The organism is Mycobacterium sp. 48b (genome assembly GCF_048282725.1).
Taxonomy (GTDB): domain Bacteria; phylum Actinomycetota; class Actinomycetes; order Mycobacteriales; family Mycobacteriaceae; genus Mycobacterium.
In genome coordinates this window covers 5324180-5346916 of sequence record NZ_JBLVUL010000001.1, presented here as the reverse complement: position 1 = coordinate 5346916, position 22737 = coordinate 5324180, and the positions used below count along the sequence as shown (strand labels likewise).

Sequence of the window (22737 nt, the reverse complement as noted above, 5' to 3'; positions counted from 1 at the left end):
GCTGTTTGACATCGGAGCCGTCGCCTACCTGCGATCAGAGGCGGGCGCGCAGGCCTTGGGTGAGGTGGCCGGGCGCCGCCTCACCGGGGCCAGCTTGGTCAGCGATATCGCCGCTGTCCGAAGGCAATTCGGTGACCACGCCGGAATCCTGGTGGAAACGGTACAGCTGAGGCGCCGGGCCGCGGCCAAGTTCGACGAACCGGGGCACTGGCTGTTCACCGACGAAGCGCTGCAACAGGGCACGGCAGCGCCGGTGGCCGCCCACCGGGCCCGCCGGCTGGCCGGCGCCCGGGTGCACGATGCCACCTGCTCGATCGGCAGTGAGCTTGTGGCACTGCGCGATTGCGCTGCCCAGCTGCTGGGCAGCGACCTCGATCCGGTGCGGCTGGCCATGGCCGCCCACAACCTCGACGACGGCGGCCCCGCGGTCCCACTGTGCCGAGCCGACGCGTTGGCGCCGGTCACCCGCGACACCGTGGTGATCATCGATCCGGCCCGCCGCTCGGGTGGACGCCGCCGGTTCGACCCGCGGGCCTACACCCCGGCGCTCGACGCGGTCCTGGACGTCTACCGTGGCCGGGACCTCGTGGTGAAGTGCGCTCCGGGAATCGATTTCGACGCGCTCGCCGAGATGGGGTTCGGCGGGGAGATCGAGGTGACCTCGTTCGGCGGCAGCGTGCGCGAGGCCTGCCTGTGGTCACCCGGTCTGACCGAGCCCGGTGTACGCCGCCGGGCCAGCATGCTCGAAACCGGGGAGGAGATCAGCGACGCCGAACCCGACGACTGCGCCGTCGCGGCGGCCGGACGCTGGATCGTCGACCCCGACGGTGCGGTGGTGCGTGCCGGGCTGGTGCGCCACTACGCGGCGCGGCACGGACTGTGGCAGCTCGACCCCGACATCGCCTACCTGTCCGGTGACGAGTTGCCCGCCGGGGTGCGCGGTTTCGAGGTCCTCGAACAGCTGCATTTCCAAGAGCGGCGGTTGCGGGCCGCGCTGGCGGCCCGATCGGTCGGGGCGCTGGAAATCCTGGTTCGCGGCGTCGACGTCGATCCCGATGCGTTGCGGGCCCGGATGCGCCTTCGCGGCACCGATCACCTCGCGGTGGTGATCGCGCGGCTCGGTTCCGGGCCGGCCAGCCGGGCAACGGCATTCATTTGTCGCCCGTCGCGATAACCGCCAAGTAATCTGGTCCCAAACACGCCGGTGGATCCACCGGTGTGAGTTGATCGCCTGCGAGGACGACTGACGATGCGAATTCCCCCTGTGACAGCGCTGCTGGCGGCCGGTGCGCTGCTCGGCTGGCTCGGCATGCCGGTGGCAGCCACGCAGTCGGCCTGCGCGGATCTCGGCGGCAACGTCGACGGCGACCAGATCTGCCAGGTCCACGCCGCCAATGCCACCTACACTCTGGATTACTCTTTCCCGGTCGGTTATCCGGATCAGCAGGCAATCGCCGGCTATCTGATCCAGACTCGCGACGGCTTCGTGAACGTCTCGGACATGCCGGGCTCGCGTGATCAGCCCTATGTCCTGGACGCCAAGGGCACCGGATACGGTTCCGGGAACCCCGCGCACACCCAGAGCCTGGTGTTCGAGGTGTATCAGAACGTCGGTGGCGCCCACCCGCAGACCTGGTACAAGGCGTTCAACTACAACATGGCCACCCGGGCGCCCATCACCTTCGACACCCTGTTCAAGCCGGGATCCAAGCCGCTGGACGTGATCTTCCCGATCGTGCAGCGGGAACTGCAGAAGCAGTCGGGCGTCGAACAGGCCATCCCGCCGTCGGTCGGTCTGGACCCCGCGCACTACCAGAACTTTGCCGTCACCGACGACTCGGTGATCTTCTTCTTCGGGCAAGGTGAACTGCTGCCCGAGGCGGCCGGAGCCAGCCAGGCCAATGTTCCGCGGTCCGCCGTGGCGGCCCTGCTGGCTTGACGCCCGATCAGGCCGGTGCGAATCCGTACACCTGACCGTCACTGGTCGCGGTGACGATCCGGTGGTCGTTACCGATCGACACCCCGACGGGCCAGCCGGTGGCCTCCGGTACGGGATAGGCATTGAGGGTGTGCCCGTCTGCGGTGTCGAACACCAGCAGGGTCTGGCCGTGCCCGCCCTCACGGGCAACCGTGTAGCCGACGCTGTCCGCGCGGCTCGACGTGGTCAGCGGGACGACATCGTCACGGGTCCAGGTCACCTCGCCGTGGTCCCCGGCGTCGCGCACCGCGGTCAGTTTGGCCTCCGGCCCGCCGCCGGCCACGATCAGCCCGTCGGGTGACACCGACGGCGGGGTCTGGGCCAGATAGTTCAGTGGCACCGACCATTTCGGCGAGCCGTCGGAGGTGTTGAGGGCCCACAGCTTCTGGTCGCGCCCGTTGACGTACACCGTCGAGCCGTCGGTGGACAGGACCGGACTTGCCAGGGGCCCGCGGCCCACGGCGGTGCTGGTCCACTCCTGCGTCAGCAGCGTCTTCTCACCGGGGTGGTAGCGCAATCCGATCAGCACCGGCGCCTCAGCCCCGGGCTGCCACACACTGATCACCACCATGCCGGCCTGATGGGAGAACGCGGGTGCAGCCGCCACCGGGCACCGCGACCGGGCGGGCTGGCAGTCGCCGAGACCGCGCTGTGAATCGGTCGGGTCCACACCGGAGACCAGATCCAGCGGTGTTCCCACGACCGTGCCTCGGTGTCCGTCGAACACCAGCACCTGACCCAGGTGGGTGACCACCAGCAGTTGGCCGTCGTCGAGGAGCCTGGGGGTGGTCGGCATACCGATGACCGGCTGGCGCCAGCGGACCCACTGGGTCGGCGGGAAGGACAGGATGGTGCCGGGCTGCCCGACGTAGACGTTGTCGAATCCGTCGAACAGGGGACTGGACCAGCCACCGCCCAGCACCAATCGCGTGCACCAGCGCTGGCGGGCGTTGTTGTCGGCCTCCCACACCATCAACGAACAACCGCCCGCGGTCTGCGCGTTGGCCGCCAGGCGGTTGTCCGCGCTCAGCGCCACCTGGGCGCCGAGCTCACCCTTGACCGACCGGCTCCACTCCAACCGGAGCGCCTCGGGACCACGGGACCTGGTGTAGCTGCTGTTGGCGGCATCGCCGTATTGCGCCGACCAGCCTTGCGCAGCGTGAGCGTCCACCCAGGAATCGGTGTTCTCGCAACCGGCGAGCAGGCCCGTGAACAGCACCGCGACCGCCAGTGCAAGGTATCGCCGGAACACGATGTCCTTTCGTCGCCGAACACGCCGGGGCTGGTATGAGTGGGCCCTGGTGAGGGTACCCGGCCCCGCGGCGGGACCTGGTAACGCGCCCATTGTGCTCAAGTAGGCTGTCCGGCCATGACGACGATGTGGGGCGCCCCGATTCACAAGCGCTGGCGGGGTTCCCGGCTGCGCGATCCTCGCCAGGCCGATTTCCTGACGAAAGCGTCGCTGAAATGGGTCATCGACAACCGCGCCTACAGCCCGTGGTACCTGGTGCGGTACTGGCGGCTGCTGAAGTTCAAGCTGGCCAACCCGCACATCATCACCCGCGGCATGGTCTTCCTCGGCAAGGGTGTGGAGATCCAGTGCACACCGGAACTGGCGCAGATGGAGATCGGCCGCTGGGTCCACATCGGGGACAAGAACACCATCCGCTGCCACGAGGGTTCGCTGCGCATCGGCGACAAGGTGGTGTTGGGGCGCGACAACGTCATCAACACCTACCTCGACATCGAACTCGGTGACTCCGCGCTGATGGCCGACTGGTGCTACGTGTGCGACTTCGACCACAAGATGGACAACATCGACATGCCCATCAAGGACCAGGGCATCATCAAGGGTCCGGTGCGCATCGGCCCGGACACCTGGATCGCCGCCAAGGTGACCATCCTGCGCAACACCTCGGTCGGCCGCGGCTGTGTGCTGGGCGCCCACGCCGTGGTCAAGGGTGAGATCCCGGACTACTCGATCGCCGTCGGTGCCCCGGCCAAGGTGGTCAAGAACCGCAAGCTGGACTGGGAGACGTCGGCCGCCGAGCGTGCCGAGCTCGCCGCGGCGCTGGCCGACATCGAGCGCAAGAAGGCCGCCAACAGCAACTGACCCGGCTGCTCAGGCCCCGTTGCACACCCCGGAATCACGGATCACGTTGCCGTAGACATTCGCGGTGGCGATGTTGGCGTTGATGACGCCGGCGGGCTGCTGTTTGGCGATCTTGTCGCTGATCTGGGTCAGCTGATACCACAGGTGGTAGATCGAATCACCGTTGTACAGCGGTGAATACTGGCTCTGGTCGGGGTAATTGGTGATGTACAGGGTGTGAGCCCGGGGATCCAGGAACGCCGCCGACTGATCGACGTTGGCTCTCACGGCGTTGCCCGCGGCCTGCACGCCGGGCGCCGTCCAGTAGTCGTGCTGCCCGCCCAGGAAGTTCTGGAATCCCACGATCTGACTCATCAACGTGCCGTACTGGGCGTTGAACCACTGACAGGACTCGCGCTGGGCGTCGATCTGCTCGGGGGTGACGCGCACCTGCCACAGGTTGTAGGGGAACACCGTGTAGTTCGGCGCCCAGTCCGAGGGATGGGGCACGAACGCGGGCAGACTGGGCGTGGCGCCGTTGGGTTCGGCGGTCGCCGGTGCGACGGGGCCGAGTGTGAGCGCCGCGCCGACGAGCGCAACGCCGACCGTACGTAGTTGCCTGCGGATATGGACCACGCCTCGATTGTGCTCGGTGCGGGGGGCGCCGACAACGGTTCGGTGATTCTCGAACGCGCGCGTCAACCCGCCCAGTCGATGCCGAAGCGGGCGCTCAGGGCGGCCCGGCCCGAGTCGGTCACCGTGAGGGCTCGGTGGCGCGGGACGCGGCGCAGCCATTCCGCCGCCAGGAAATGGTCCAGAATCGCCCAGCCCAATCCGCCCGCGATGTGATGGCGCTGCTCGGTCCAGTCGACACAGTAACGCACCAGAGGCCTTGGGCCGGTGGGTAATTCGATACCCATCTGATGCAGCAGATCGCGACCGTGATCGGTGAGCTGATAGGGCACGTCATGGCCAGGGCTGCTCAGCCGGTCGGTGCCGCCGGGGTGAAACCCTCCGTCCCCACCGGTCAGTACGCCGCGATCGAGCAGGCTGCCCATGAGCGCGACGCCCAGTCGCCCGGCGATGTGGTCGTAGCAGGTCCGGGCGGAGCGGAGCCGCGCCGCGCGGGTGCCGTCGCGCAGCGAGGTGACCGGCCGGGCCGGCGCCAGCCGTCCGAGCTGCTCGATCAGCGCGCCGACCTCGGGCCCGGCCAACCGGTAGTAGCGGTGCCGCCCCTGGGTGCGGACCGTGAGCAGGCCGGCATCGGTCAGCTTGGCCAGATGGCTGCTGGCCGTCGGACGGCTGATGCCGGCTTCCTCGGCCAGAACACTGGCCGGTAGCGCACGGCCATCATCGAGTGCCAGTAGCACCTTGCAGCGCGCCGGGTCTGCCAGCAGTGCCGCAACCGCCGCGATGTCCACCTCGGTCGCCGAGGCCAGGTCCTGCGCCTCACGCATGGCACGACTCCTTCCCGACGGGCTGGTCACTCGGTCCTGCCGGTGCGCGGGTCCGCCGCGTCAGCCGTAGCGCCAGCGCGGCGCCGATCAACTGGCAGGCGGCACCGACCAGCAGTGCGGTCCGCACACCCGTCGCACCGCCGACAACCGTCATGGCACTACCCAACACCGCGACCCCGACAGTGATACCCAGCAGCCGGGCCAGATTCACCACACCGGCGGCCAGGCCCGCCCGCCCCAACGGGATCGCGTCCATCGCCAGCGTCACCGCCGGGCCCGTGTTGAGGGCCAGACCGGCGCCGGCGAGCACGAAGGACAGCTCCAGCCATCCGATCGCGCCCAGTGGCCCGGCTGTGGCGTAGAGCAGTGAGCCGGCCGCCATCAGAACCAGCCCCGCGGCCATCGCCGGGCGCGGGCCGGTGCGGCGGGCCATGACGTTGGCAACGGGGATCAGCAGCAGGTAGACGATCGCCATGGGCAGGAACCACACGGCTGTCGACAAGGCGCTCGCGTCCCGGAGTTGTTGGAATGCAAAGCTGTTGACCAGCAGCAGGCCGTAGATGCCGAACGTCATCGCGAATGTGGCGAGCAGGGCGCCGACCAGCCGTCGGCTTGCGAACAGATCCAGCGGGAGCATCGGGTGCGGGCTGCGGCGCTGGGAGGTCAGGAATGCCGTGAACGCGGCCAGGGCCAGCACGCCGATCGCCACGGTCTGCTGCCACCGCCAGTCGTGACCCTCGACCAGCACGAGTGTGGCGGCGCCGAGTGCCAGCACGGCCAGGCACTGACCTGGAACGTCGATGCGCGCGGCGTCCGGATCCCGCGAGTCGGGCAGATGCGAGACGCTCATGACCAACGCCAGGACGCCGATCGGGACATTGACCCAGAAGATCCAGCGCCAGCCGATGGTTTCGGCCAGGACACCACCCAGCAGGGGCCCCAGCGCGGTGCTGCTCGCTGCGGCCATCGCCCACGCCGCCGTGGCACGGGCCCGCCCGCGTGCGTCGGGAAAGACCGCCGCGGCGATGGCCAGGCCCTGCGGCAGCATCATCGCCGCACCGAGTCCCTGAATCGCTCGTGCCACCAGTAGCAACGTCAGTGACGGGGCCAGGCCGCAGCCGATCGACGCCGCGACGAAGGCCGTCAGCCCGATCCGCAGCATGCGCCGCCGGCTGAACCGGTCACCGAGCGAACCCGCGGTGAGCAGAAACGCCGCGAACGTCACGTTGTAGGCGTCGATGGTCCACTGCGCACCGCTCACCCCGCCGCCGAGGTCGGCGCCGATCGCGGGGAGGGCCAGATTGACCGCGTTCGCGTCAACCAGGCCGACGAACAGCCCGAGATAGGCGGCGATCAGCGTGAAGACGGGCGAACGTTGTGGTGCCATACCCGCACGCTAGGTGCGGATTGATTCGACGCCGGTCGAATCAACGGTCGGGCAGGGCGTGCTCGACGATGGGCCGGCGCGGATGCGGTTCGCGTTCGGCACGTTTGGCGGCCAGATAGACCTGACTGGTCTCGGCGGCCACGGTGTGCCAGTCGAAGTCGGCGCTGAGCCGCTCGCGGGCGGCGATCGCCCGGCGCTGGGCCGCCTCGGGATCGTCGAGTACGGCGCGGACCGCCGTGGCCAGCCCCACCACGTCCCGTGGTGCGAACGACATTCCGGTCTGGCCGTCGATCACCGCTTCGCCCAGGCCGCCGACGTTCGACGTCACCAGCGGGGTACCGGTGGCCGCGGCCTCCAGCGCCACGATGCCGAAGGGCTCGTAGTGACTGGGCAGCACCGCGGCGTCGGCGGACTGCAGGGCCTGCAGGAGTTCCTCGTGGCCGAGCCGTCCGACGAACCGGGTTGCCTTGAGTACCTTGTGCTTTCGGGCCTGATCGACGAGCCACTGCTGTTGGGTTCCGTCGCCGGCGATGGTCAGGGTGGTGCCGGGATGTGCGCGCCGGATCCGGGGCAGGGCCGCGATCGCGTCGTGCACGCCCTTCTCGTATTCCAGGCGACCGAGATAGAGCAGCTCGGGTGGTCCCTGCCGTTCGCGTCGCGGCGCGAACGGCCAGAGGTCGGCGTCGATCCCGTTGCGGATCACCCTGATCTCGGACAGCTCGGGCCCGAACAGTTCGGTGATCTCATCGCTCATCGAGGCCGAACACGTGATCAGCGAATCGGATTCGCGCACCAGCCAGGATTCCACGGCATGCACCTGGCGGCTGATCGCCCCGGAAACCCAGCCGGAGTGCCGGCCCGCCTCGGTGGCATGGATGGTGGAAACCAGTGGTACGTCGAAGAACTCGGCCAATGCGATGGCCGGGTGGGCCACCAGCCAGTCGTGGGCGTGGACCAGGTCGGGCACCCAGCGGTCACCCGAATTGTCTTTGACGGCAAGGCCGGTGCGCACCATGGCGTGGCCCATGGCCAGGGTCCAGGCCATCATGTCCGTGCCGAACTCGAACTCGTGCGGATCCTGGGCGGCGGCCACCACCCGCACGCCCTCGCTGACCTCGTCGGTGGACGGGTGCGTGCTGGGGTCGGTGTCGGTGGGCCTTCGGCTGAGCACCACGATCTCGTGGCCTGCCTCGGCCAGCGCGGTGGCCAGGTGGTGCACGTGTCGGCCCAGACCGCCGACGACGACGGGCGGGTACTCCCATGACACCATCAGGATCTTCATGACTGCGTGCCTTCATGCCGGTGCGAGTGTGCGGACAATGCTGTGGATTGGCGGCGTGTCAGGGGACAGACACGCACGCTCGCGCTGGTGGTCATTTTGGCAGACGCCGGGCGTCGAGGGCACCGAACAGGCCGTCGGCCTTGTTCCACCCGTCGGCGAGGCGCTCGGCGTGGTCGCGACGGCCCGAGGCCAGCGCGTCGGAGATCTCGCGGGTGGCGTGGGCGTGCAGGTGTGCGCGGTAGCGCGCGTAATCGGCGGCCGAATCCTTGCTCACCATGAACGGCCAGTCGCTCGACACGGTCAGCAACGTCTCCCGCAGGATCTGATCGGCCACCCGGTCGCGCGGGGTCGGTGCGCCGACCCCGGCGTGCTGGGTCAGCGCCTTGTCCACGGTGCTCAATGCGCCGTCGACCACCTCGCTGTTGAGCTGCACCAGATCGGCCACCTTCTCGCCGTTCCAGACCTGCCAGTTCTTGCCCGAACCCCATGAGCTGGGCGGCAATTCGACCGGAGCGCCGACGAATCCGGCCGCCTTGGCATCGGCGAGGGTGCCCACCCGCACACCGGCTTCGGGCAGTGCGCGCAGCACCCGGCCCAACCACTCCGGGCCCTCGTACCACCAGTGCCCGAACAGCTCGGTGTCGAACGCGGCCACGACATGGGCCGGGCGGCCGATCCGCTCGCTCTCGCTGATCAGCCGGCGGCGGACCACCTCGACGAAGTCGGCGACATGCTCGTCGATCGCCCGGTCGGCGCGCTGTGGATCGTAGGGCGCCTTCTCCTCGGACGGGACGTTGCGGCCGGTGACCCGGGCCGGCTTGAGGCCCGTGGTGTGGTCGTAGGTGTGGAAATCCCGGTACGCGGCATGACCGGGGTAGCCGGACTTGGGGGACCACACGCGATAGCTGACCTGCAGGTCGCGCCCGAACGCCACCACGCCGGAGTCGCCGACCGGCCGGCCGAGCGCCGTGTCGCCGTGCAGTGAGGGGCCGTCCACCATGAAATGCCCGACACCGGCCGCGGCGTAACCGGTTTCCATGCCCGGTGCGTACGCGCACTCGGGCGCCCAGATGCCGGCCGGGGTGTGGGCGAACCGCTGCTGTGCGTCGGCCAGGCCCTCGCGCAGTGCGAACTCACGCAGTCGCGGGTTCAGCAGCGGTTGGAACGGGTGGGACAGCGGTCCGCCGAGCAGCTCGATGGTCTCGGCGTCGATCAGCCGGCGCAGCAGCCCGCTGGCACCGTGCCGCCAATGGGTGGCGAATTCCTCGATGGCCGCGCCGGCCTCGGCGTACTCACGAATCCCGAACTGCTGCAAGGCCGGTTGCCCCTGCAGCGTCGTCGCCTCCTGGGCGCGCAGCTGCCAGTTGGCCAGCCAGTGGTGCATGCCCGTCAGGCAGTAGGGGTCGTCGAGCTGTGCGGTGACCACCGGCGTCATGCCGAGGGTGATCAGGTGGCTGCGATTCTCGTCGGCCAGGCCACGCAGCACACGCATCAACGGCAGGTAGGCGGCGGCCCACGACTGATAGAGCCACTCCTCGCCGACCGGCCAGCGCCCGTGATGAGCCAGCCAGGGCAGATGGGTGTGCAGGACGAGCGTGAACAAACCCGGTACAGGTTCGGGTTCGGGCTCCGGAGTGGGATGCGTCACGGTCGCACCGCGATCGCCACCAGGTCGAGGCTGTCGTCGATGTCGCGTTCGTCGGCGGAGGTCAGGTCGAAGTCGTCGATGCTCACCGCGGCGACGTCGGCGAGCAGTTGCTCCGGCCACGGTGCGTCGGCCACCGCGCGCTGCACCTGCGCCTCGATGATCGAGCCGCCGTGCCGGGCGTCGAGCTCTGCCAGCCCGGCGCCATGAAAGACCCCGTACAGCCCTTCGATCGCGAAACCGGCGTCCTGCAGAAGCTCGGTCAACTCGGCGCCGTTGAGCTCGCGGGTGTGGAACGGGTTGAGCGGGGTGTCGCGACCGGGGGAGAAGGTGATCCGGTTGGGGGTGGAGACCAGGAACACGCCGCCGGGCCGCAGCACGCGGAAACACTCGGACACGAACTGTCCTTGATCCCAGAGGTGTTCGATGACCTGGAAGTTCACCACGACGTCGACCGACCCGTCGGCCAGGGGCAGCTCGGCGAGATTGCCGTGGGTGATCTCCACCCGGGGGTAGCGGGCCCGCACGTGTGCCACCGTGGCCTCGTCGTAGTCCAGTGCGACCACCCGGCGGGCCACGTCGGCGATCAGATCGGCGCCATAGCCCTCACCGCAGCCGGCCTCCAGGACCTCGCGATCGACACACCGGCCGGCCAGTCGCTGATACACCACCTCATGGCGGCGGAACCAGTAGTTCTCCTCGGCCAGGCCGGGAATGGTCCGCTCGCCGGTCAGGGGTAGGGCCCGGGATTCGACGCCGTCCGGGTCTTCCACTAAAGCGCTCATTGGAAGGCAGGCTAACCCAGGCGAAGCACTGGTGGACTATCCGCGAACGGTTCCCCTACCTCAGGGGTGTGGTAGGGGAGGCCGGAATACAAACTCCGACCAGCTATGGTGATCCTGCGAACCATCAAAAGTTACCGACCGGTAACATGATGCTAGTTGCCTAGAACGTGATATGAGCCCGGGTCACCGGTCTCATCGAGGAGGACGAACCAGAGTCATGACGAACATCGTGGTCCTGATCAAACAGGTCCCAGACACTTGGTCGGAGCGCAAGCTGTCCGACGGCGATTTCACCCTCGACCGCGAGGCTGCCGACGCCGTGCTCGACGAGATCAACGAGCGCGCCGTGGAAGAGGCGCTGTTGATCAAGGAGCGTGAGGGCGGAGACAGCACTGTCACCGTGCTGACCGCCGGACCGGAGCGCGCCACCGAGGCGATCCGCAAGGCGCTGTCCATGGGTGCCGACAAGGCTGTGCACCTCAAGGACGACGGCCTGCACGGCTCCGACGTGATCCAGACCGGGTGGGCACTGGCCCGCGCGCTGGGCACCATCGAGGGCACCGAGCTGGTCATCGCCGGTAACGAGGCCACCGACGGTGTCGGCGGCGCAGTTCCGGCCGTGATCGCCGAGTACCTCGGCCTGCCGCAGCTGACCCACGTGCGCAAGCTGACCGTCGAGGGCGGCAAGGTCACCGCCGAGCGTGAGACCGATGAGGGCGTGTTCAGCCTCGAGGCCTCGCTGCCGGCCGTGGTCAGCGTCAACGAGAAGATCAACGAGCCCCGCTTCCCCTCCTTCAAGGGCATCATGGCCGCCAAGAAGAAGGAAGTCACCGTGCTCACCCTCGCCGAGATCGGCGTGGAAGCCGATGAGGTCGGCGTTGCCAATGCCGGTTCCAAGGTGCTGTCTTCGACCCCGAAGCCGCCGAAGACCGCCGGCGAGAAGGTGACCGACGAGGGCGAGGGCGGCACGAAGATCGCCGAGTACCTGGTCGCTCAGAAATTGATCTAGCCCACCCACTTCCGAAAGACGTAACGAGAACTCATGGCTGAAGTACTTGTGCTCGTTGAGCACTCCGAAGGCGCATTGAAGAAGGTCAGCGCCGAGCTCATTACCGCCGCCCGTGTGCTGGGTGAGCCTGCCGCCGTCGTGGTGGGCAAGCCGGGCACCGCGGCCCCGCTGGTCGACGGCCTCAAGGCCGCCGGTGCGGCCAAGATCTACGTCGCCGAATCCGACGACGCGGAGAACTACCTGGTCACCCCCGTCGTGGACGTGCTGGCCGGACTGGCCGAGTCGGCCGCCCCCGCCGCCGTGGTCGTGGCTGCCACCGCTGACGGCAAGGAAATCGCCGCCCGCCTGGCCGCACGTATCGGCTCGGGCCTGCTCGTCGACGTGGTCGAGGTCCGCGAAGGTGCAGTGGGCGTCCACTCCATCTTCGGTGGTGCCTTCACCGTCGAGGCCCAGGTCACCAGCGACACCCCGGTGATCACGGTCCGTCCGGGTGCCATCGAGGCCGCCCCGGCCGACGGTGCCGGCGAGGTCGTCAACGTCGAGGTCCCGGCCCAGGCCGAGAACGCGACCAAGATCACCAAGCGCGAGCCCGTCGTCGCCGGTGACCGCCCCGAGCTCACCGAGGCCAGCGTCGTGGTCGCCGGTGGCCGTGGTGTCGGCAGCGCCGAGAGCTTCTCGGTCGTCGAGGAGCTGGCCGACTCGCTGGGCGGCGCCGTCGGTGCCTCCCGCGCCGCGGTCGACTCGGGCTACTACCCGGGTCAGTTCCAGGTCGGCCAGACCGGTAAGACCGTGTCGCCGCAGCTGTACATCGCCCTGGGCATCTCCGGCGCGATCCAGCACCGCGCCGGCATGCAGACGTCGAAGACGATCATCGCCGTGAACAAGGACGAGGAAGCTCCGATCTTCGAGATCGCCGACCTCGGCATCGTCGGTGACCTGTTCAAGGTCAGCCCGCAGCTGACCGAGGCCGTCAAGGCCCGCAAGGGATAATTCCCCCCAAGGCGTCAACGCAGAACCCCGGTGCACCTCGTGCGCCGGGGTTCTGTGCTGTGTAGGGCACCTGTGTGGCGCAATCCGGGCACACAACGCGCGCCGGGTGTCACGCTGGAGTGGCGCTCGAGCCCGAGAGTCACTCTCGCGTGACAAGGCGGTGGTGCGGCCGGCCCCGCGGTGGTGCGGCCGGTCGTGCCGACTACGGACTTTCCAGGGTTTGAATCTCGGCCTGCGGTGCCAGGGTTGGTCCTGTCAGCACGCCAGAGAAAGGGATTCGCACAATGAAAATCACAGTCATAGGTGCCAGTGGACAGATCGGTTCGCGGGTCGTGCGGTTGCTCACCGAGGCCGGCCACGACGTGGTGGCCGCCTCCCTGTCGTCGGGCGCTGACGTCCTCACCGGCGAGGGCCTGGTGGACGCGCTGAGCGGCGCTGAGGTGCTGGTCGACGTGGTCAACTCGCCCTCGTTCGAGGACGGCCCCGTGATGGACTTCTTCACCAAGTCCTCACACAATCTGGCGGCCGCCGCGAAGGAGACCGGCGTCGGGCACTACGTCGCGCTGTCGATCGTGGGCACCGACGGCCTGCCGGACAGTGGCTACATGCGGGCCAAGGTGGCCCAGGAGAAGAACATCATCGACTCCGGGCTGCCGTACACCATCGTGCGGGCCACGCAGTTCCAGGAATTCGCCGAGGCCATCACCGGATCGCTGGTGGTCGGCGACGAGGTGCGCGTCCCCGATGCCCGGATCCAGCTGATCTCCGTCGACGACGTTGCCGCCGAGGTGGCCAAGGTGGCGCAGGCCGCGCCGCTGGACGGCATCGTCAACATCGGTGGGCCCGACAAGTTCTCGTTCGCCGACATGGCGCGCGCGGTGCTGGCGGCCAAGGGTGATGACAAGCCGGTCGTCGTCGATCCGCAGGCAACGTATTTCGGCACGGCGGTCGACGACAACAGCCTGGTCACCGGCGACGACGGGATCCTCGGCGAGACCCGTTGGGCTGCATGGATCGCGGTGCGCTGACATGCCCGTCTCAGCCGAGCGTGAGCAGGCGCTCCACGATGCGATGACCGTGATCGCCAGTGTGACACCGCCGTTCATCCCGCCGAACGCCGAAGTGATGACGACGGTCATCGAGTGGCCCGCGGGATCCCCCGGCGCGCCGCCACACCGGCATCCCGCAGGCCCCGCCTTCGGCTATGTGCTGGAAGGCGAGATGCTCTTCGAATTGGAGGGGGAGGCGCCGCGGGTGGTCAAGGCGGGGGAGGCCTTCTGGGAGCCGGGCGGTGACGTCATCCACTACTCGGACGCCAACAACCGTGACGACATCCCGCTGAAGTTCCTCGTCAACATGTTGTGTGTGCCAGGTGAACCCATGCTCGTCATCGTCGACGACGAGGAACTCGAAGCCCGCAAGGACCGGCGAGTGCGCTGATGGCCGAGTTCGGAGACGTCGTCCGGTCGCGTCGTTCGTCACGAATGTTCCTGCCGGACAAGCCTGTTCCGCGAGAGCTCTTGGACGAGGCGCTCGCGTTGGCGGTGCGGGCGCCGTCGAACTCGAACACCCAGCCCTGGCACGTCTTCTTCGCCACCGGCGAGCGGCGCGTCCGATTGGTGGACGCGCTGCTCGCCGCGGTCGAGGCGGCACCCCCGGCGATCGGGTCGGCGGGCCTTCCGCCGCGGTTCGCCCACCTGCGCCGGGAGAGCGGCGCCCTGGTCTACGGGGCCATGGGCATCGCCCGCGACGACGCCAAGGGACGCTGGGCGGCCCAGAAGCGCAACTGGGAGTTCTTCCACGCACCGGTCGCCGGGGTGGTCTGCATGCACCGGGATTTCACGAACGTCGACGCGATGGGGGTCGGGATGTTCCTGCAGACCCTGTTGCTGGCGTTGAACGAACGGGGTCTGGGCAGTTGCGTGCAGGTGTCCATCTCGTTCTATCCCGACGTGCTACGTGAACAACTCGACATTCCCGACGATCTGACCATCCTCAGCGGGCTGTCCATCGGCTACGCCGACCCCCAATTTCCGGCGAATCACCTGGACACACCGCGCAACCCGATCGCCGAGAACGTGGTGTTCCTCGGCGACTGACCGCCGGCCCAAAAAGTCACCTGGCGCTCACAGACATGTCACACGGGCGATGCCGTATGGAGACCCGGCTGGGCGACCGTGCTGGTTATGAGCACTGCATCTGTACTCATCGCCGCTGATCACGCCGACAGCGCGGCGCCCGATGCGCCGCGTTACACCCTCTTGTTGTCCGCCGACCACGAGCTCATCGAAGCCGCCCAGCGGCTCCGCCACGACGTGTTCACCTCCGAACCCGGATTCGCCCTTGCTGATGCCACCGATGGGCGCGATGCCGATCGGTTCGACGAGTACTGCGACCACCTGCTGGTACGCGAGGACCGCACCGGCGAACTGGTGGGCTGCTACCGGATGCTGCCCCCGCCCGGCGCGATCGCCGCAGGCGGCCTGTACACCGCCACCGAATTCGATGTCCGCGGTCTCGACGCACTGCGGCCGTCCCTGGTCGAGATGGGGCGTGCGGTGGTACGGACCGACCACCGCAACGGTGCCGTCGTGCTGCTCATGTGGGCGGGCATCCTGGCCTACCTCGACCGTTCCGGCTACGACTACGTGACCGGCTGCGTTTCGGTGCCGGTCGCCGGGAACGCCGACGGCCCACCGGGAACCCAGATCCGCGGGGTCCGCGACTTCGTGCGGCGTCGTCACGCCGCGCCGGCCGAACACACGGTGTACCCGTACCGGCCGGTGGTGCTGGACGGCAGAGGGCTCGACGACATCGACCCGCCGTCCCGGACCACGGTGCCACCGCTGATGCGCGGCTATCTGCGCCTGGGTGCGCAGGTGTGCGGGGAACCGGCCCACGATCCGGCCTTCGGGGTGGGGGACTTCCCGGCCCTGCTGGACAAGCGCCGCGCCGATGTCCGCTACCTCAAGCGCCTGCGCTCGGTCTCGGCAGCGGCTGACATGGCCGACGGGATGGCCGGGGGCGCATCGTGACCACCGCCTCGTGTGAACATTCCTGGCTGCCCAGGGCCTCGTGCGACGGCAGCTGTGTGTATGCCGGCGGCGCCGACGCCGGTCGCCGCCTGGTGGTCTGGATCCGCACCACGGTGCGGGTGGTCATGGCCGTCATCCTGTTCCCCTGCGCGGTGCTGCTGGCGGTGCCGATGCCGGGCCGCTCGCACGTGCAGCGGTTCTACTGCCGGTTGATGCTGCGCAGCTTCGGCGTTCGAGTCACATTGTCGGGCGGGCCCATTCGCAACCTGCAGGGCGTGCTCGTGGTCAGTGGGCACGTGTCGTGGCTCGACATCTTCACGATCGGTGCGGTGCTGCCGGGCTCGTTCGTGGCCCGTGCCGATCTGGTGGAATGGCCCGCGTTGGGCCGCCTGGCCCGGGTGATGAAGGTCATCCCGATCGACCGGGGCAGCCTGCGCCGGCTGCCCGCGGTGGTGCACACCGTGGCCGAGCGGCTGCGCGCCGGGCACACCGTGGTGGCGTTTCCGGAGGGCACCACCTGGTGCGGCCTGGCCTACGGACCGTTCCGGCCGGCGATGTTCCAGGCCGCGATCGACGCGGCCCGGCCGGTACAGCCGTTGCGGCTGGTCTACCGGCACCGCGACGGCCGGCCGTCGACGATCCCGGCCTTCGTGGGGGAGGACACCCTGCTGCGGTCGGTGCGGCGGGTCATCACCGCACGTCGCACGGTGTGCCACGTCCATGTGGGGTCGCTGCAGCTGCCCGGAGACGACCGACGGGCACTCGCCGGACGCTGCGAGGCGGTGGTGCGCGGCCACCAGGAGCTCCCTGGCGCTCCCGCGCACGTCCTGGCGGCCTGAGGCGGCTGGAGGGAGGGCCGCCTGCCAGCGGCTATCCTAGGAGGGTTATGGCCTCCATCCTGACTTCCTCCTCAGGCGGGCCGGTCTATCTCGATCACGCCGCCACCACCCCGATGCACGCCGCTGCCATCGAGGCGATGACCGCTGCGCTGGCCACCGTCGGCAACGCGTCGTCGCTGCACGGTTCCGGCCGGATGGCACGCCGCCGGATGGAGGAGGCCCGCGAGACCCTGGCTCGACTGCTGGGGTGTCGCCCGTCGGAGGTGATCTTCACGGCCGGTGGGACCGAGAGCGACAACCTCGCCGTCAAGGGCATTTTCTGGGTCCGCCGCGACGCCGAGCCGGCGCGGCGCCGCATCATCACCACCGCCGTGGAGCACCATGCCGTGCTCGACGCCGTGCAGTGGCTCGTCGACCACGAGGGTGCCGAGGTGACCTGGCTGCCGGTCGACGCCGAGGGTGCCGTGACACCCGAGTCGCTGCGCTCGGCACTCGAGGCCGGCGACGGACCCGCTGACGTGGCCCTGATCAGCATCATGTGGGCCAACAACGAGGTCGGCACGATCATGCCGATCGCCGAGCTGGCCGCCGTCGCGGCCGAGTTCGAGGTCCCCATGCACAGCGACGCCATCCAGGCCGTCGGGCAGGCCCCGGTGGATTTCACCGCGACCGGGTTGGCGGCGATGAGCATCGCCGCGCACAAGTTCGGTGGTCCGATGGGCGTCGGCGCGCTGGTGCTGCGTCGCGACACCGCCTGCGTGCCGCTGCTGCACGGCGGCGGTCAGGAGCGCGACGTCCGTTCCGGGACGCCCGACGTGGCCGGTGCCGTCGCGATGGCCGCGGCCGCCGAGGTGGCCATCGGAGGGCTCGCCGAGCACAGCTCACGGGTGCAGGCGCTGCGGGACCGGCTGATCGACGGGGTGTTGTCCACGATCGAGGACAGCTACCTCAACGGACCGCAGGGAGCCGGCCGGCTTCCCGCCAATACCCACTTCACCTTCCGCGGCTGCGAAGGCGATTCGCTTCTGATGCTGCTCGACGCCAAGGGCGTCGAATGTTCCACCGGCTCGGCGTGCACCGCCGGGGTGGCCCGGCCGTCGCATGTCCTGATCGCCATGGGCGCCGATCCGGCCACCGCGCGGGGTTCGCTGCGATTCTCGTTGGGCCACACCAGCATCGACGCCGACGTCGACGCGGTGCTGGAGGTGCTGCCTGCTGCGGTCGAACGGGCCCGGCAGGCCGCGCTGGCCAGCGCGGGGAGGACCTTCTCATGAGAGTCCTGGTCGCGATGAGCGGCGGCGTGGATTCCTCGGTCGCCGCCGCCCGGATGGTCGATGCCGGCCATGATGTCGTCGGTGTGCACATGGCGCTGTCGTCGGCGCCGGGGACGTTGCGCACCGGATCGCGGGGGTGCTGCTCCAAGGAGGATGCCGGCGATGCCCGCCGGGTGGCCGACATTCTCGACATCCCGTTCTACGTATGGGATTTCGCCGATCGGTTCAAGGACGACGTGATCGACGACTTCGTCGAGTCGTATGCCCGCGGCGAGACCCCGAATCCCTGTGTGCGGTGCAACGAGCGGATCAAGTTCTCCGCGCTGGCGGCCCGCGCCCTGGCGCTCGGTTTCGACGCGGTGGCCACCGGTCACTACGCCCGGCTGGCCGACGGCCGGTTGCGCCGTGCCGTCGACGCCGACAAGGACCAGTCCTACGTGCTGGGCGTGCTGACCGCCGAACAGCTGGCGCACGCGCTCTTCCCGATCGGTGACACGCCCAAGTCGCAGATCCGGGCCGAGGCCGCCGAGCGTGGCCTGGCTGTGGCGAAAAAGCCTGACAGTCACGACATCTGCTTCATTCCGTCCGGGGACACCCAGGCATTCCTGGGCGCCCGGATCGGCGTCCGCCGTGGCTCGGTGATCGACAACGAAGGCACGGTGCTCGCCGAACACGACGGCGTGCACGGTTTCACCATCGGGCAGCGCAAGGGGCTGGGTATCGCGGGCCCGGGTGCCGATGGGCGACCGCGCTATGTCACGGCGATCGACGCCGAGACGGGCACGGTCCGGGTGGGACCTGCCGAGGACCTCGAGATCTGGGAGCTGGTCGGCGACAAGCCCGTGTTCACCGGCGGGGCCGCCATTCGGGGACCGGTCGAGTGCCAGATTCAGGTGCGGGCGCACGGCGGGATCACCGACGCGGTGGCCGAGCTGCGCGACGGCAGACTGGAGGTCTCGTTGCGGGCACCGCTGCGCGGGGTCGCCCCCGGCCAGACGATGGTGCTGTACCGGCCCGACGCCGACGGCGACGAGGTCATCGCCAGCGCGACCATCGCACGCGCGTGAGCGTTTTCGCTGCGGCCACCGGCATCGGATCGTGGCCGGGTACGCACGCCCGCGCTGCGGCCGAAGTCGTCGTCGGTGAACTGCACACCCTCTCGCACCTCGTGGAGCTGCCTGCACGGGGGATCGGCGCCGATCTGATCGGGCGGGCCGGGGCCCTCCTGGTCGACATCGGCATCGACACCGTGCCCCGCGGCTACCGCATCGCCGGTGGCCGCAGCACTGCGCTGCGCCGGGCGGTGAGCCTGCTCGGCGAGGACATCGATGCGCTGGACGAGGCCTGGGAACGAGCCGGTCTGCGCGGCAGTGGCCGCGCGGTCAAGGTGCAGGCGCCGGGCCCGATCACGCTGGCAGCCCAGCTGGAGTTGCCCAACGGGCATCGGGCCATCACTGATCACGGTGCGCTGCGCGATCTTTCGGCTTCTCTGGCCGAGGGGTTGGGGATCCACCGGGCCGAGGTGGCCCGGCGGTTGGAGACCCCGGTGGTGGTCCAGCTCGACGAGCCGTCGCTGCCCGCGGCGCTGGCCGGCCGGCTCTCCGGCGTCACCAGCTTCACCCCGGTGCATCCGGTGGACGAGCCGTTGGCGATGAACCTGATCGACGCGTGTGTGGCAGCCTCCGGCTCGGATGTGGCATTGCACAGCTGTGCACCCGAGTTGCCGTGGAAGGCCTTGTTGCGCAGCACTGTTAAGGCGGTGTCCGTCGACGTCTCGACGCTGACGCCGGCGGATCTGGACGGTGTGGGGGAGTTCGTCGATTCGGGACGCACCGTCCTGCTCGGTGTGGTCCCGTCGATCGCGCCCGAGGGCAGGCCGTCCGTCGAGGAGATCGCCAAGGCGGCGGTGGCCCTGACCGACCGGCTCGGTTTCGCCCGGGCTGTGCTGCGTGACCGCATCGGCATCACGCCGTCGTGTGGGCTGGCCGGTGCCACGTCGCAATGGGCGCGCACCGCGGTGGAACTCACGCAGAAGGCCGCCGACGCATTCGCCGAAGATCCGGACGCCATCTAGTTAAGGCAACCAAAAGGTTGCGCTTGGTCGTGCGCGGCTCTACGCTGAAAGGCAACTGAAAGGTTGCATATGAGTACTGATCGGATCGAGAAGGAAGTTCTGCTCAAGGCGCCCCTGGACCGGGTGTGGCGCGCCATCAGTGATTCCGAGGAATTCGGCCGCTGGTTCGGGGTCCGCTTCGACGGGCCGTTCGTCGCCGGGAAATCGGTCAACGGGGTGATGACGCCGACCGAGGTCGACGAAGAGGTCGCCGCCATGCAGGAGCCCTACGCCGGTGAGGCCGACGCCTGGCACATCGTGGCGGTCGAGCCGCCGTATCGACTGGCCTTCCGCTGGCATCCGTACGCCGTCGAACCCGGCTCCCGTGAACCGGACGCTCCCACCACCCTGGTGGAGTTCACCCTGGCCGAGGCCGAGGATGGGGTCCTGCTGCGCATCGTCGAATCGGGATTCGACGCGATTCCCGCGGCGCGGCGCACGTCGGCCTTCGAGGCCAACAGCCAGGGGTGGGCCCACCAGGCCGAGATGGTGCGCAAGTACCTCGCGCGGGGAGCGGCTGTGTGACGGCCGCCGTCGACGACCGCGCCCCGCTGTTCGACGCGTTGGGCGATCCCAACCGGCTGCGCATCGTCACCCGGCTCTGTGACGGCGGGCCGTGTTCGACAGTGCAACTGACACAGGTGATTCCGGTGACACGCCAGGCCGCGACCAAGCATCTGCTGCTACTGGAGGCGGTGGGTCTGGTGACCAGTGATCGCAAGGGCCGAGAACGCATCTGGCGGATCCAGCCCGAGCCACTGGTACAGGCCAGTGACTACCTGACGGCCCTGTCGCGGCGCTGGGACGGCGCGATCGACCGCCTGCGGGCCTACGTCGAGGACTAGCTGCCGCGCAGTTCCCGGCGCAGGATCTTGCCTGCCGAGGACTTGGGGATCGCGTCGATGAACTGCACCTGGCGCACCTTCTTGTAGGGAGCCACCAAGCCGGCCACGAACGTCATCACGTCCTCGGCGCTCAAGTCCGCTGAAGGCTGTTTGACCACAAAGGCTTTCGGCACTTCCTCGCCGGACTCGCTGTCTTGCACCCCGATCACCGCGGCGTCGGCGATGCCGGGGTGGCCCAGCAACACGGCCTCCAGTTCGGCCGGCGGCACCTGGTAGCCCTTGTACTTGATGAGTTCCTTCAGCCGGTCGACGACGTAGACGCAGCCGTTGGCATCGACCTGGGCCAGATCCCCGGTGTGCAGGAACCCGTCGGCGTCGATGGTTTCCCGGGTGGCCGCCTCGTTGTTGAGGTAACCGGCCATCACGTTGGGCCCCTTGAACCACAGTTCGCCGGTTTCGCTCAAACCTTCTGCCGGGATCTCGATTTCGTTGCCGGTGTCGGGGTCCACCAGCTTGCTCACGCCGTTGGGAACGGTCCAGCCGCACGAGTCCAGCGGCGCGACCGTGCCGGCCGACGCCAGTCCGCCGTCGTGCGGGGTGATGTGGCTGACCGGGCTCAGCTCGCTCATGCCGTAGCCCTGAGACACCGTGCAGCTCAACCGATCTGCCACGGCGCGGCCGAGGTCGGCATCGAGCGAGGCGGCACCGGACAGCACCGCCCGCAGCGAGGACAGGTCATATGAATCGACGAGTGGGTGCTTGGCCAGGGCGACGGCCACCGGCGGCGCGATGTAGACGAACGTGCACCGGTGGGTCGCGATGTTGTCCAGGAACTCGGTGAGGTCGAACGACGGCATGATGACCAGTCGGGCGCGCGCGTGCAGGGCGGCGTTGAGCAGCACCGTCATGCCGTAGATGTGGAAGAACGGCAGCACGGCCAGCAGCCGGTCATCGGAGGTCATGCCCTGCAGCGGCCGGATCTGAGCCACGTTGGCGGTCAGATTGGCGTGGGTCAGCATGACGCCCTTGGGGTTGGCCGTGGTGCCCGAGCTGTACGGGAGCGCCGCCAGATGGGTGGCCGGATCGAAGCGCACCTCGGGTGCCGGACCGTCGGCGCCGAGTCCCTCGCCGTCGAGCACCACCACCTGGTCCTCGGTGAGGCCGGCTCCTACCGCTCCTTCCAGGGCCTGCGGCAGCAGTGCGTTGACCGTGACGAGCAGGCGGGCGCCGGAATCCTTGAGCTGCTTGGTGATGTCGCGCGCGGTGAACAGCGCGTTGACCGTCGTGGCGGTGGCGCCCGCGCGCAGGATCCCGTGGAACGCGATCGCGAAACCCGAACTGTTGGGCGACAGCAGGGCAACCACGTCACCGACACCGATGCCGCGGGCCGCCAACCCGCCGGCGAACGCGTCGATGCGGGCCACCAGCTCGCCGTAGCTGGTTTCGGCGCCGGTCTTGGCGTCCACCAGGGCGATCCGGTCGGCATCGGCCGCCGACATGCCGGCGAACAGATAGTCGTAGACGCTGACGGTGGGCAGGTCGACGTCGGGGAATGGACTGGCAAAGCTCATGGCTGTTTCCGATCAGTTCTCGTCGAGTTGTTTGATGAGCCGGCGTGAGGCGACCAGGCGGAACGAGGCGTCGATGAGTTCGCGGACCTCGGCCCAATCCACCTTCGCCGCAGTGAAGTCCAGACCGAGCCACCCGAAGGGGCCCATGTAGGCCGGGAAGAAGAAGCGACTGTCCTGTTCGAGTGCCCGGCGGTCGCTTTCGTCGACCTTGATCAGCAGCGAATGCGGATACGGCAGCATCTCGCCGCGGCCCTCGGGTTTGACGTTGCCGCCATACATCGCGAACATCTTCGGCGCACAGAACACCGGCCGGCCCCACGAGACCTTCTCGAACGCCTCCGGGAAGCCCAGGGCGACGGTGCGGAGTTCGGCCAGGCCCAAGTCGTCGTCGCTGAACATGATCGGGTGCGGCATGTCGTCAGGGTAGCGGTAGGG

General features: G+C 68.8%; 24 protein-coding genes. 15 read left to right on the top strand and 9 right to left on the bottom strand.

Annotation, left to right across the window (positions count from 1 at the left end):
• Position 1: 1 nt before the first annotated feature.
• Positions 2–1174, top strand: coding sequence for a THUMP-like domain-containing protein (locus ACNQR1_RS26095; RefSeq protein ID WP_418050512.1), 1173 nt, complete (start codon positions 2–4; stop codon positions 1172–1174).
• Positions 1175–1249: 75 nt separating this feature from the next.
• Positions 1250–1939 carry an esterase gene (locus tag ACNQR1_RS26090; protein ID WP_418048525.1) on the top strand — a complete coding sequence of 230 codons (690 nt, stop codon included), beginning with the start codon at positions 1250–1252 and terminating at the stop codon, positions 1937–1939.
• A 7-nt stretch (positions 1940–1946) separates the two neighbouring features.
• Here the strand turns inward: ACNQR1_RS26090 and ACNQR1_RS26085 are convergent, their stop codons facing one another.
• Positions 1947–3230 (bottom strand): PQQ-binding-like beta-propeller repeat protein, encoded by a 1284-nt coding sequence (locus ACNQR1_RS26085; RefSeq protein WP_418048524.1) that lies wholly within the window; start codon positions 3228–3230, stop codon positions 1947–1949.
• Positions 3231–3347: 117 nt separating this feature from the next.
• On the opposite strand from ACNQR1_RS26085, the gene ACNQR1_RS26080 reads away from it, so the two are divergent.
• Positions 3348–4091 carry an acyltransferase gene (locus ACNQR1_RS26080; RefSeq protein WP_418048523.1) on the top strand — a complete coding sequence of 248 codons (744 nt, stop codon included), beginning with the start codon at positions 3348–3350 and terminating at the stop codon, positions 4089–4091.
• Positions 4092–4100: 9 nt separating this feature from the next.
• On the opposite strand, the gene ACNQR1_RS26075 is transcribed toward ACNQR1_RS26080, so the two are convergent.
• The 6 genes from ACNQR1_RS26075 to ACNQR1_RS26050 all read right to left on the bottom strand — a co-directional run bounded on the left by ACNQR1_RS26075 (position 4101) and on the right by ACNQR1_RS26050 (position 10626).
• The gene (locus ACNQR1_RS26075; protein ID WP_418050511.1) at positions 4101–4697 is read right to left on the bottom strand and encodes a hypothetical protein; all 597 of its coding nucleotides are present in this window, start codon (positions 4695–4697) and stop codon (positions 4101–4103) included.
• 71 nt (positions 4698–4768) lie between these two features.
• Positions 4769–5527, bottom strand: coding sequence for an ArsR/SmtB family transcription factor (locus ACNQR1_RS26070; protein ID WP_418048522.1), 759 nt, complete (start codon positions 5525–5527; stop codon positions 4769–4771).
• Positions 5520–6914, bottom strand: coding sequence for an MFS transporter (locus ACNQR1_RS26065; RefSeq protein ID WP_418048521.1), 1395 nt, complete (start codon positions 6912–6914; stop codon positions 5520–5522). Before ACNQR1_RS26065 ends, ACNQR1_RS26070 begins: the two co-directional genes overlap by 8 nt.
• Before the next feature lie 40 nt (positions 6915–6954).
• On the bottom strand, positions 6955–8196 hold the full coding sequence (locus ACNQR1_RS26060) for a glycosyltransferase family 4 protein (protein WP_418048520.1): 1242 nt from the start codon (positions 8194–8196) through the stop codon (positions 6955–6957).
• A 91-nt stretch (positions 8197–8287) separates the two neighbouring features.
• The gene (locus ACNQR1_RS26055) at positions 8288–9844 is read right to left on the bottom strand and encodes a 1,4-alpha-glucan branching protein domain-containing protein (RefSeq protein WP_418048519.1); all 1557 of its coding nucleotides are present in this window, start codon (positions 9842–9844) and stop codon (positions 8288–8290) included.
• On the bottom strand, positions 9841–10626 hold the full coding sequence (locus ACNQR1_RS26050; RefSeq protein ID WP_418048518.1) for a class I SAM-dependent methyltransferase: 786 nt from the start codon (positions 10624–10626) through the stop codon (positions 9841–9843). The genes ACNQR1_RS26055 and ACNQR1_RS26050 overlap by 4 nt, the downstream gene beginning before the upstream one ends.
• Before the next feature lie 217 nt (positions 10627–10843).
• On the opposite strand from ACNQR1_RS26050, the gene ACNQR1_RS26045 reads away from it, so the two are divergent.
• The 12 genes from ACNQR1_RS26045 to ACNQR1_RS25990 all read left to right on the top strand — a co-directional run bounded on the left by ACNQR1_RS26045 (position 10844) and on the right by ACNQR1_RS25990 (position 20731).
• Positions 10844–11635, top strand: coding sequence for an electron transfer flavoprotein subunit beta/FixA family protein (locus tag ACNQR1_RS26045; RefSeq protein WP_055112679.1), 792 nt, complete (start codon positions 10844–10846; stop codon positions 11633–11635).
• 33 nt (positions 11636–11668) lie between these two features.
• Entirely contained in the window at positions 11669–12625 is a 957-nt protein-coding gene (locus ACNQR1_RS26040; protein WP_418048517.1) for an electron transfer flavoprotein subunit alpha/FixB family protein, read from the top strand.
• Positions 12626–12909: 284 nt separating this feature from the next.
• Positions 12910–13653, top strand: coding sequence for an SDR family oxidoreductase (locus ACNQR1_RS26035; protein ID WP_418048516.1), 744 nt, complete (start codon positions 12910–12912; stop codon positions 13651–13653).
• Between the two features lies 1 nt (position 13654).
• On the top strand, positions 13655–14065 hold the full coding sequence (locus ACNQR1_RS26030; protein WP_418048515.1) for a cupin domain-containing protein: 411 nt from the start codon (positions 13655–13657) through the stop codon (positions 14063–14065).
• Positions 14065–14724 (top strand): nitroreductase, encoded by a 660-nt coding sequence (locus ACNQR1_RS26025; RefSeq protein WP_418048514.1) that lies wholly within the window; start codon positions 14065–14067, stop codon positions 14722–14724. Before ACNQR1_RS26030 ends, ACNQR1_RS26025 begins: the two co-directional genes overlap by 1 nt.
• 87 nt (positions 14725–14811) lie before the next feature.
• The gene (locus ACNQR1_RS26020) at positions 14812–15660 is read left to right on the top strand and encodes a GNAT family N-acetyltransferase (RefSeq protein ID WP_418048513.1); all 849 of its coding nucleotides are present in this window, start codon (positions 14812–14814) and stop codon (positions 15658–15660) included.
• Entirely contained in the window at positions 15654–16499 is an 846-nt protein-coding gene (locus ACNQR1_RS26015) for a lysophospholipid acyltransferase family protein (RefSeq protein ID WP_418050510.1), read from the top strand. The genes ACNQR1_RS26020 and ACNQR1_RS26015 overlap by 7 nt, the downstream gene beginning before the upstream one ends.
• A 47-nt stretch (positions 16500–16546) precedes the next feature.
• Entirely contained in the window at positions 16547–17773 is a 1227-nt protein-coding gene (locus tag ACNQR1_RS26010) for a cysteine desulfurase family protein (protein ID WP_418048512.1), read from the top strand.
• Positions 17770–18840, top strand: coding sequence for a tRNA 2-thiouridine(34) synthase MnmA (gene mnmA / locus ACNQR1_RS26005; RefSeq protein WP_418048511.1), 1071 nt, complete (start codon positions 17770–17772; stop codon positions 18838–18840). Before ACNQR1_RS26010 ends, mnmA begins: the two co-directional genes overlap by 4 nt.
• On the top strand, positions 18837–19847 hold the full coding sequence (locus tag ACNQR1_RS26000; RefSeq protein ID WP_418048510.1) for a methionine synthase: 1011 nt from the start codon (positions 18837–18839) through the stop codon (positions 19845–19847). Before mnmA ends, ACNQR1_RS26000 begins: the two co-directional genes overlap by 4 nt.
• Before the next feature lie 69 nt (positions 19848–19916).
• Complete coding sequence (locus ACNQR1_RS25995) at positions 19917–20411, top strand: SRPBCC family protein (RefSeq protein ID WP_418048509.1); 495 nt, start codon at positions 19917–19919, stop codon at positions 20409–20411.
• Positions 20408–20731, top strand: a complete 324-nt coding sequence (locus ACNQR1_RS25990; protein ID WP_418048508.1) for an ArsR/SmtB family transcription factor — start codon at positions 20408–20410, stop codon at positions 20729–20731. The genes ACNQR1_RS25995 and ACNQR1_RS25990 overlap by 4 nt, the downstream gene beginning before the upstream one ends.
• On the opposite strand, the gene ACNQR1_RS25985 is transcribed toward ACNQR1_RS25990, so the two are convergent.
• The gene (locus ACNQR1_RS25985; RefSeq protein WP_418048507.1) at positions 20728–22302 is read right to left on the bottom strand and encodes a 4-coumarate--CoA ligase family protein; all 1575 of its coding nucleotides are present in this window, start codon (positions 22300–22302) and stop codon (positions 20728–20730) included. The genes ACNQR1_RS25990 and ACNQR1_RS25985 overlap by 4 nt on opposite strands.
• A gap of 12 nt (positions 22303–22314) precedes the next feature.
• On the bottom strand, positions 22315–22716 hold the full coding sequence (locus ACNQR1_RS25980) for an MmcQ/YjbR family DNA-binding protein (RefSeq protein ID WP_418048506.1): 402 nt from the start codon (positions 22714–22716) through the stop codon (positions 22315–22317).
• Positions 22717–22737: the final 21 nt, after the last annotated feature.

Bases quoted from the DNA above. Each gene is read 5' to 3' on its own strand.
- ACNQR1_RS26080 (WP_418048523.1), top strand. From the start codon at position 3,348: ATGACGACGATGTGGGGCGCCCCGATTCACAAGCGCTGGCGGGGTTCC.
- ACNQR1_RS25995 (WP_418048509.1), top strand. From the start codon at position 19,917: ATGAGTACTGATCGGATCGAGAAGGAAGTTCTGCTCAAGGCGCCCCTG.
- ACNQR1_RS26035 (WP_418048516.1), top strand. From the start codon at position 12,910: ATGAAAATCACAGTCATAGGTGCCAGTGGACAGATCGGTTCGCGGGTC.
- ACNQR1_RS26040 (WP_418048517.1), top strand. From the start codon at position 11,669: ATGGCTGAAGTACTTGTGCTCGTTGAGCACTCCGAAGGCGCATTGAAG.
- ACNQR1_RS26070 (WP_418048522.1), bottom strand. From the start codon at position 5,527: ATGCGTGAGGCGCAGGACCTGGCCTCGGCGACCGAGGTGGACATCGCG.
- ACNQR1_RS26010 (WP_418048512.1), top strand. From the start codon at position 16,547: ATGGCCTCCATCCTGACTTCCTCCTCAGGCGGGCCGGTCTATCTCGAT.
- ACNQR1_RS26060 (WP_418048520.1), bottom strand. From the start codon at position 8,196: ATGAAGATCCTGATGGTGTCATGGGAGTACCCGCCCGTCGTCGTCGGC.
- ACNQR1_RS26025 (WP_418048514.1), top strand. From the start codon at position 14,065: ATGGCCGAGTTCGGAGACGTCGTCCGGTCGCGTCGTTCGTCACGAATG.
- ACNQR1_RS26090 (WP_418048525.1), top strand. From the start codon at position 1,250: ATGCGAATTCCCCCTGTGACAGCGCTGCTGGCGGCCGGTGCGCTGCTC.
- ACNQR1_RS26050 (WP_418048518.1), bottom strand. From the start codon at position 10,626: ATGAGCGCTTTAGTGGAAGACCCGGACGGCGTCGAATCCCGGGCCCTA.
- ACNQR1_RS26020 (WP_418048513.1), top strand. From the start codon at position 14,812: ATGAGCACTGCATCTGTACTCATCGCCGCTGATCACGCCGACAGCGCG.
- mnmA (WP_418048511.1), top strand. From the start codon at position 17,770: ATGAGAGTCCTGGTCGCGATGAGCGGCGGCGTGGATTCCTCGGTCGCC.
- ACNQR1_RS26030 (WP_418048515.1), top strand. From the start codon at position 13,655: ATGCCCGTCTCAGCCGAGCGTGAGCAGGCGCTCCACGATGCGATGACC.
- ACNQR1_RS25980 (WP_418048506.1), bottom strand. From the start codon at position 22,716: ATGCCGCACCCGATCATGTTCAGCGACGACGACTTGGGCCTGGCCGAA.
- ACNQR1_RS26045 (WP_055112679.1), top strand. From the start codon at position 10,844: ATGACGAACATCGTGGTCCTGATCAAACAGGTCCCAGACACTTGGTCG.
- ACNQR1_RS26065 (WP_418048521.1), bottom strand. From the start codon at position 6,914: ATGGCACCACAACGTTCGCCCGTCTTCACGCTGATCGCCGCCTATCTC.
- ACNQR1_RS25985 (WP_418048507.1), bottom strand. From the start codon at position 22,302: ATGAGCTTTGCCAGTCCATTCCCCGACGTCGACCTGCCCACCGTCAGC.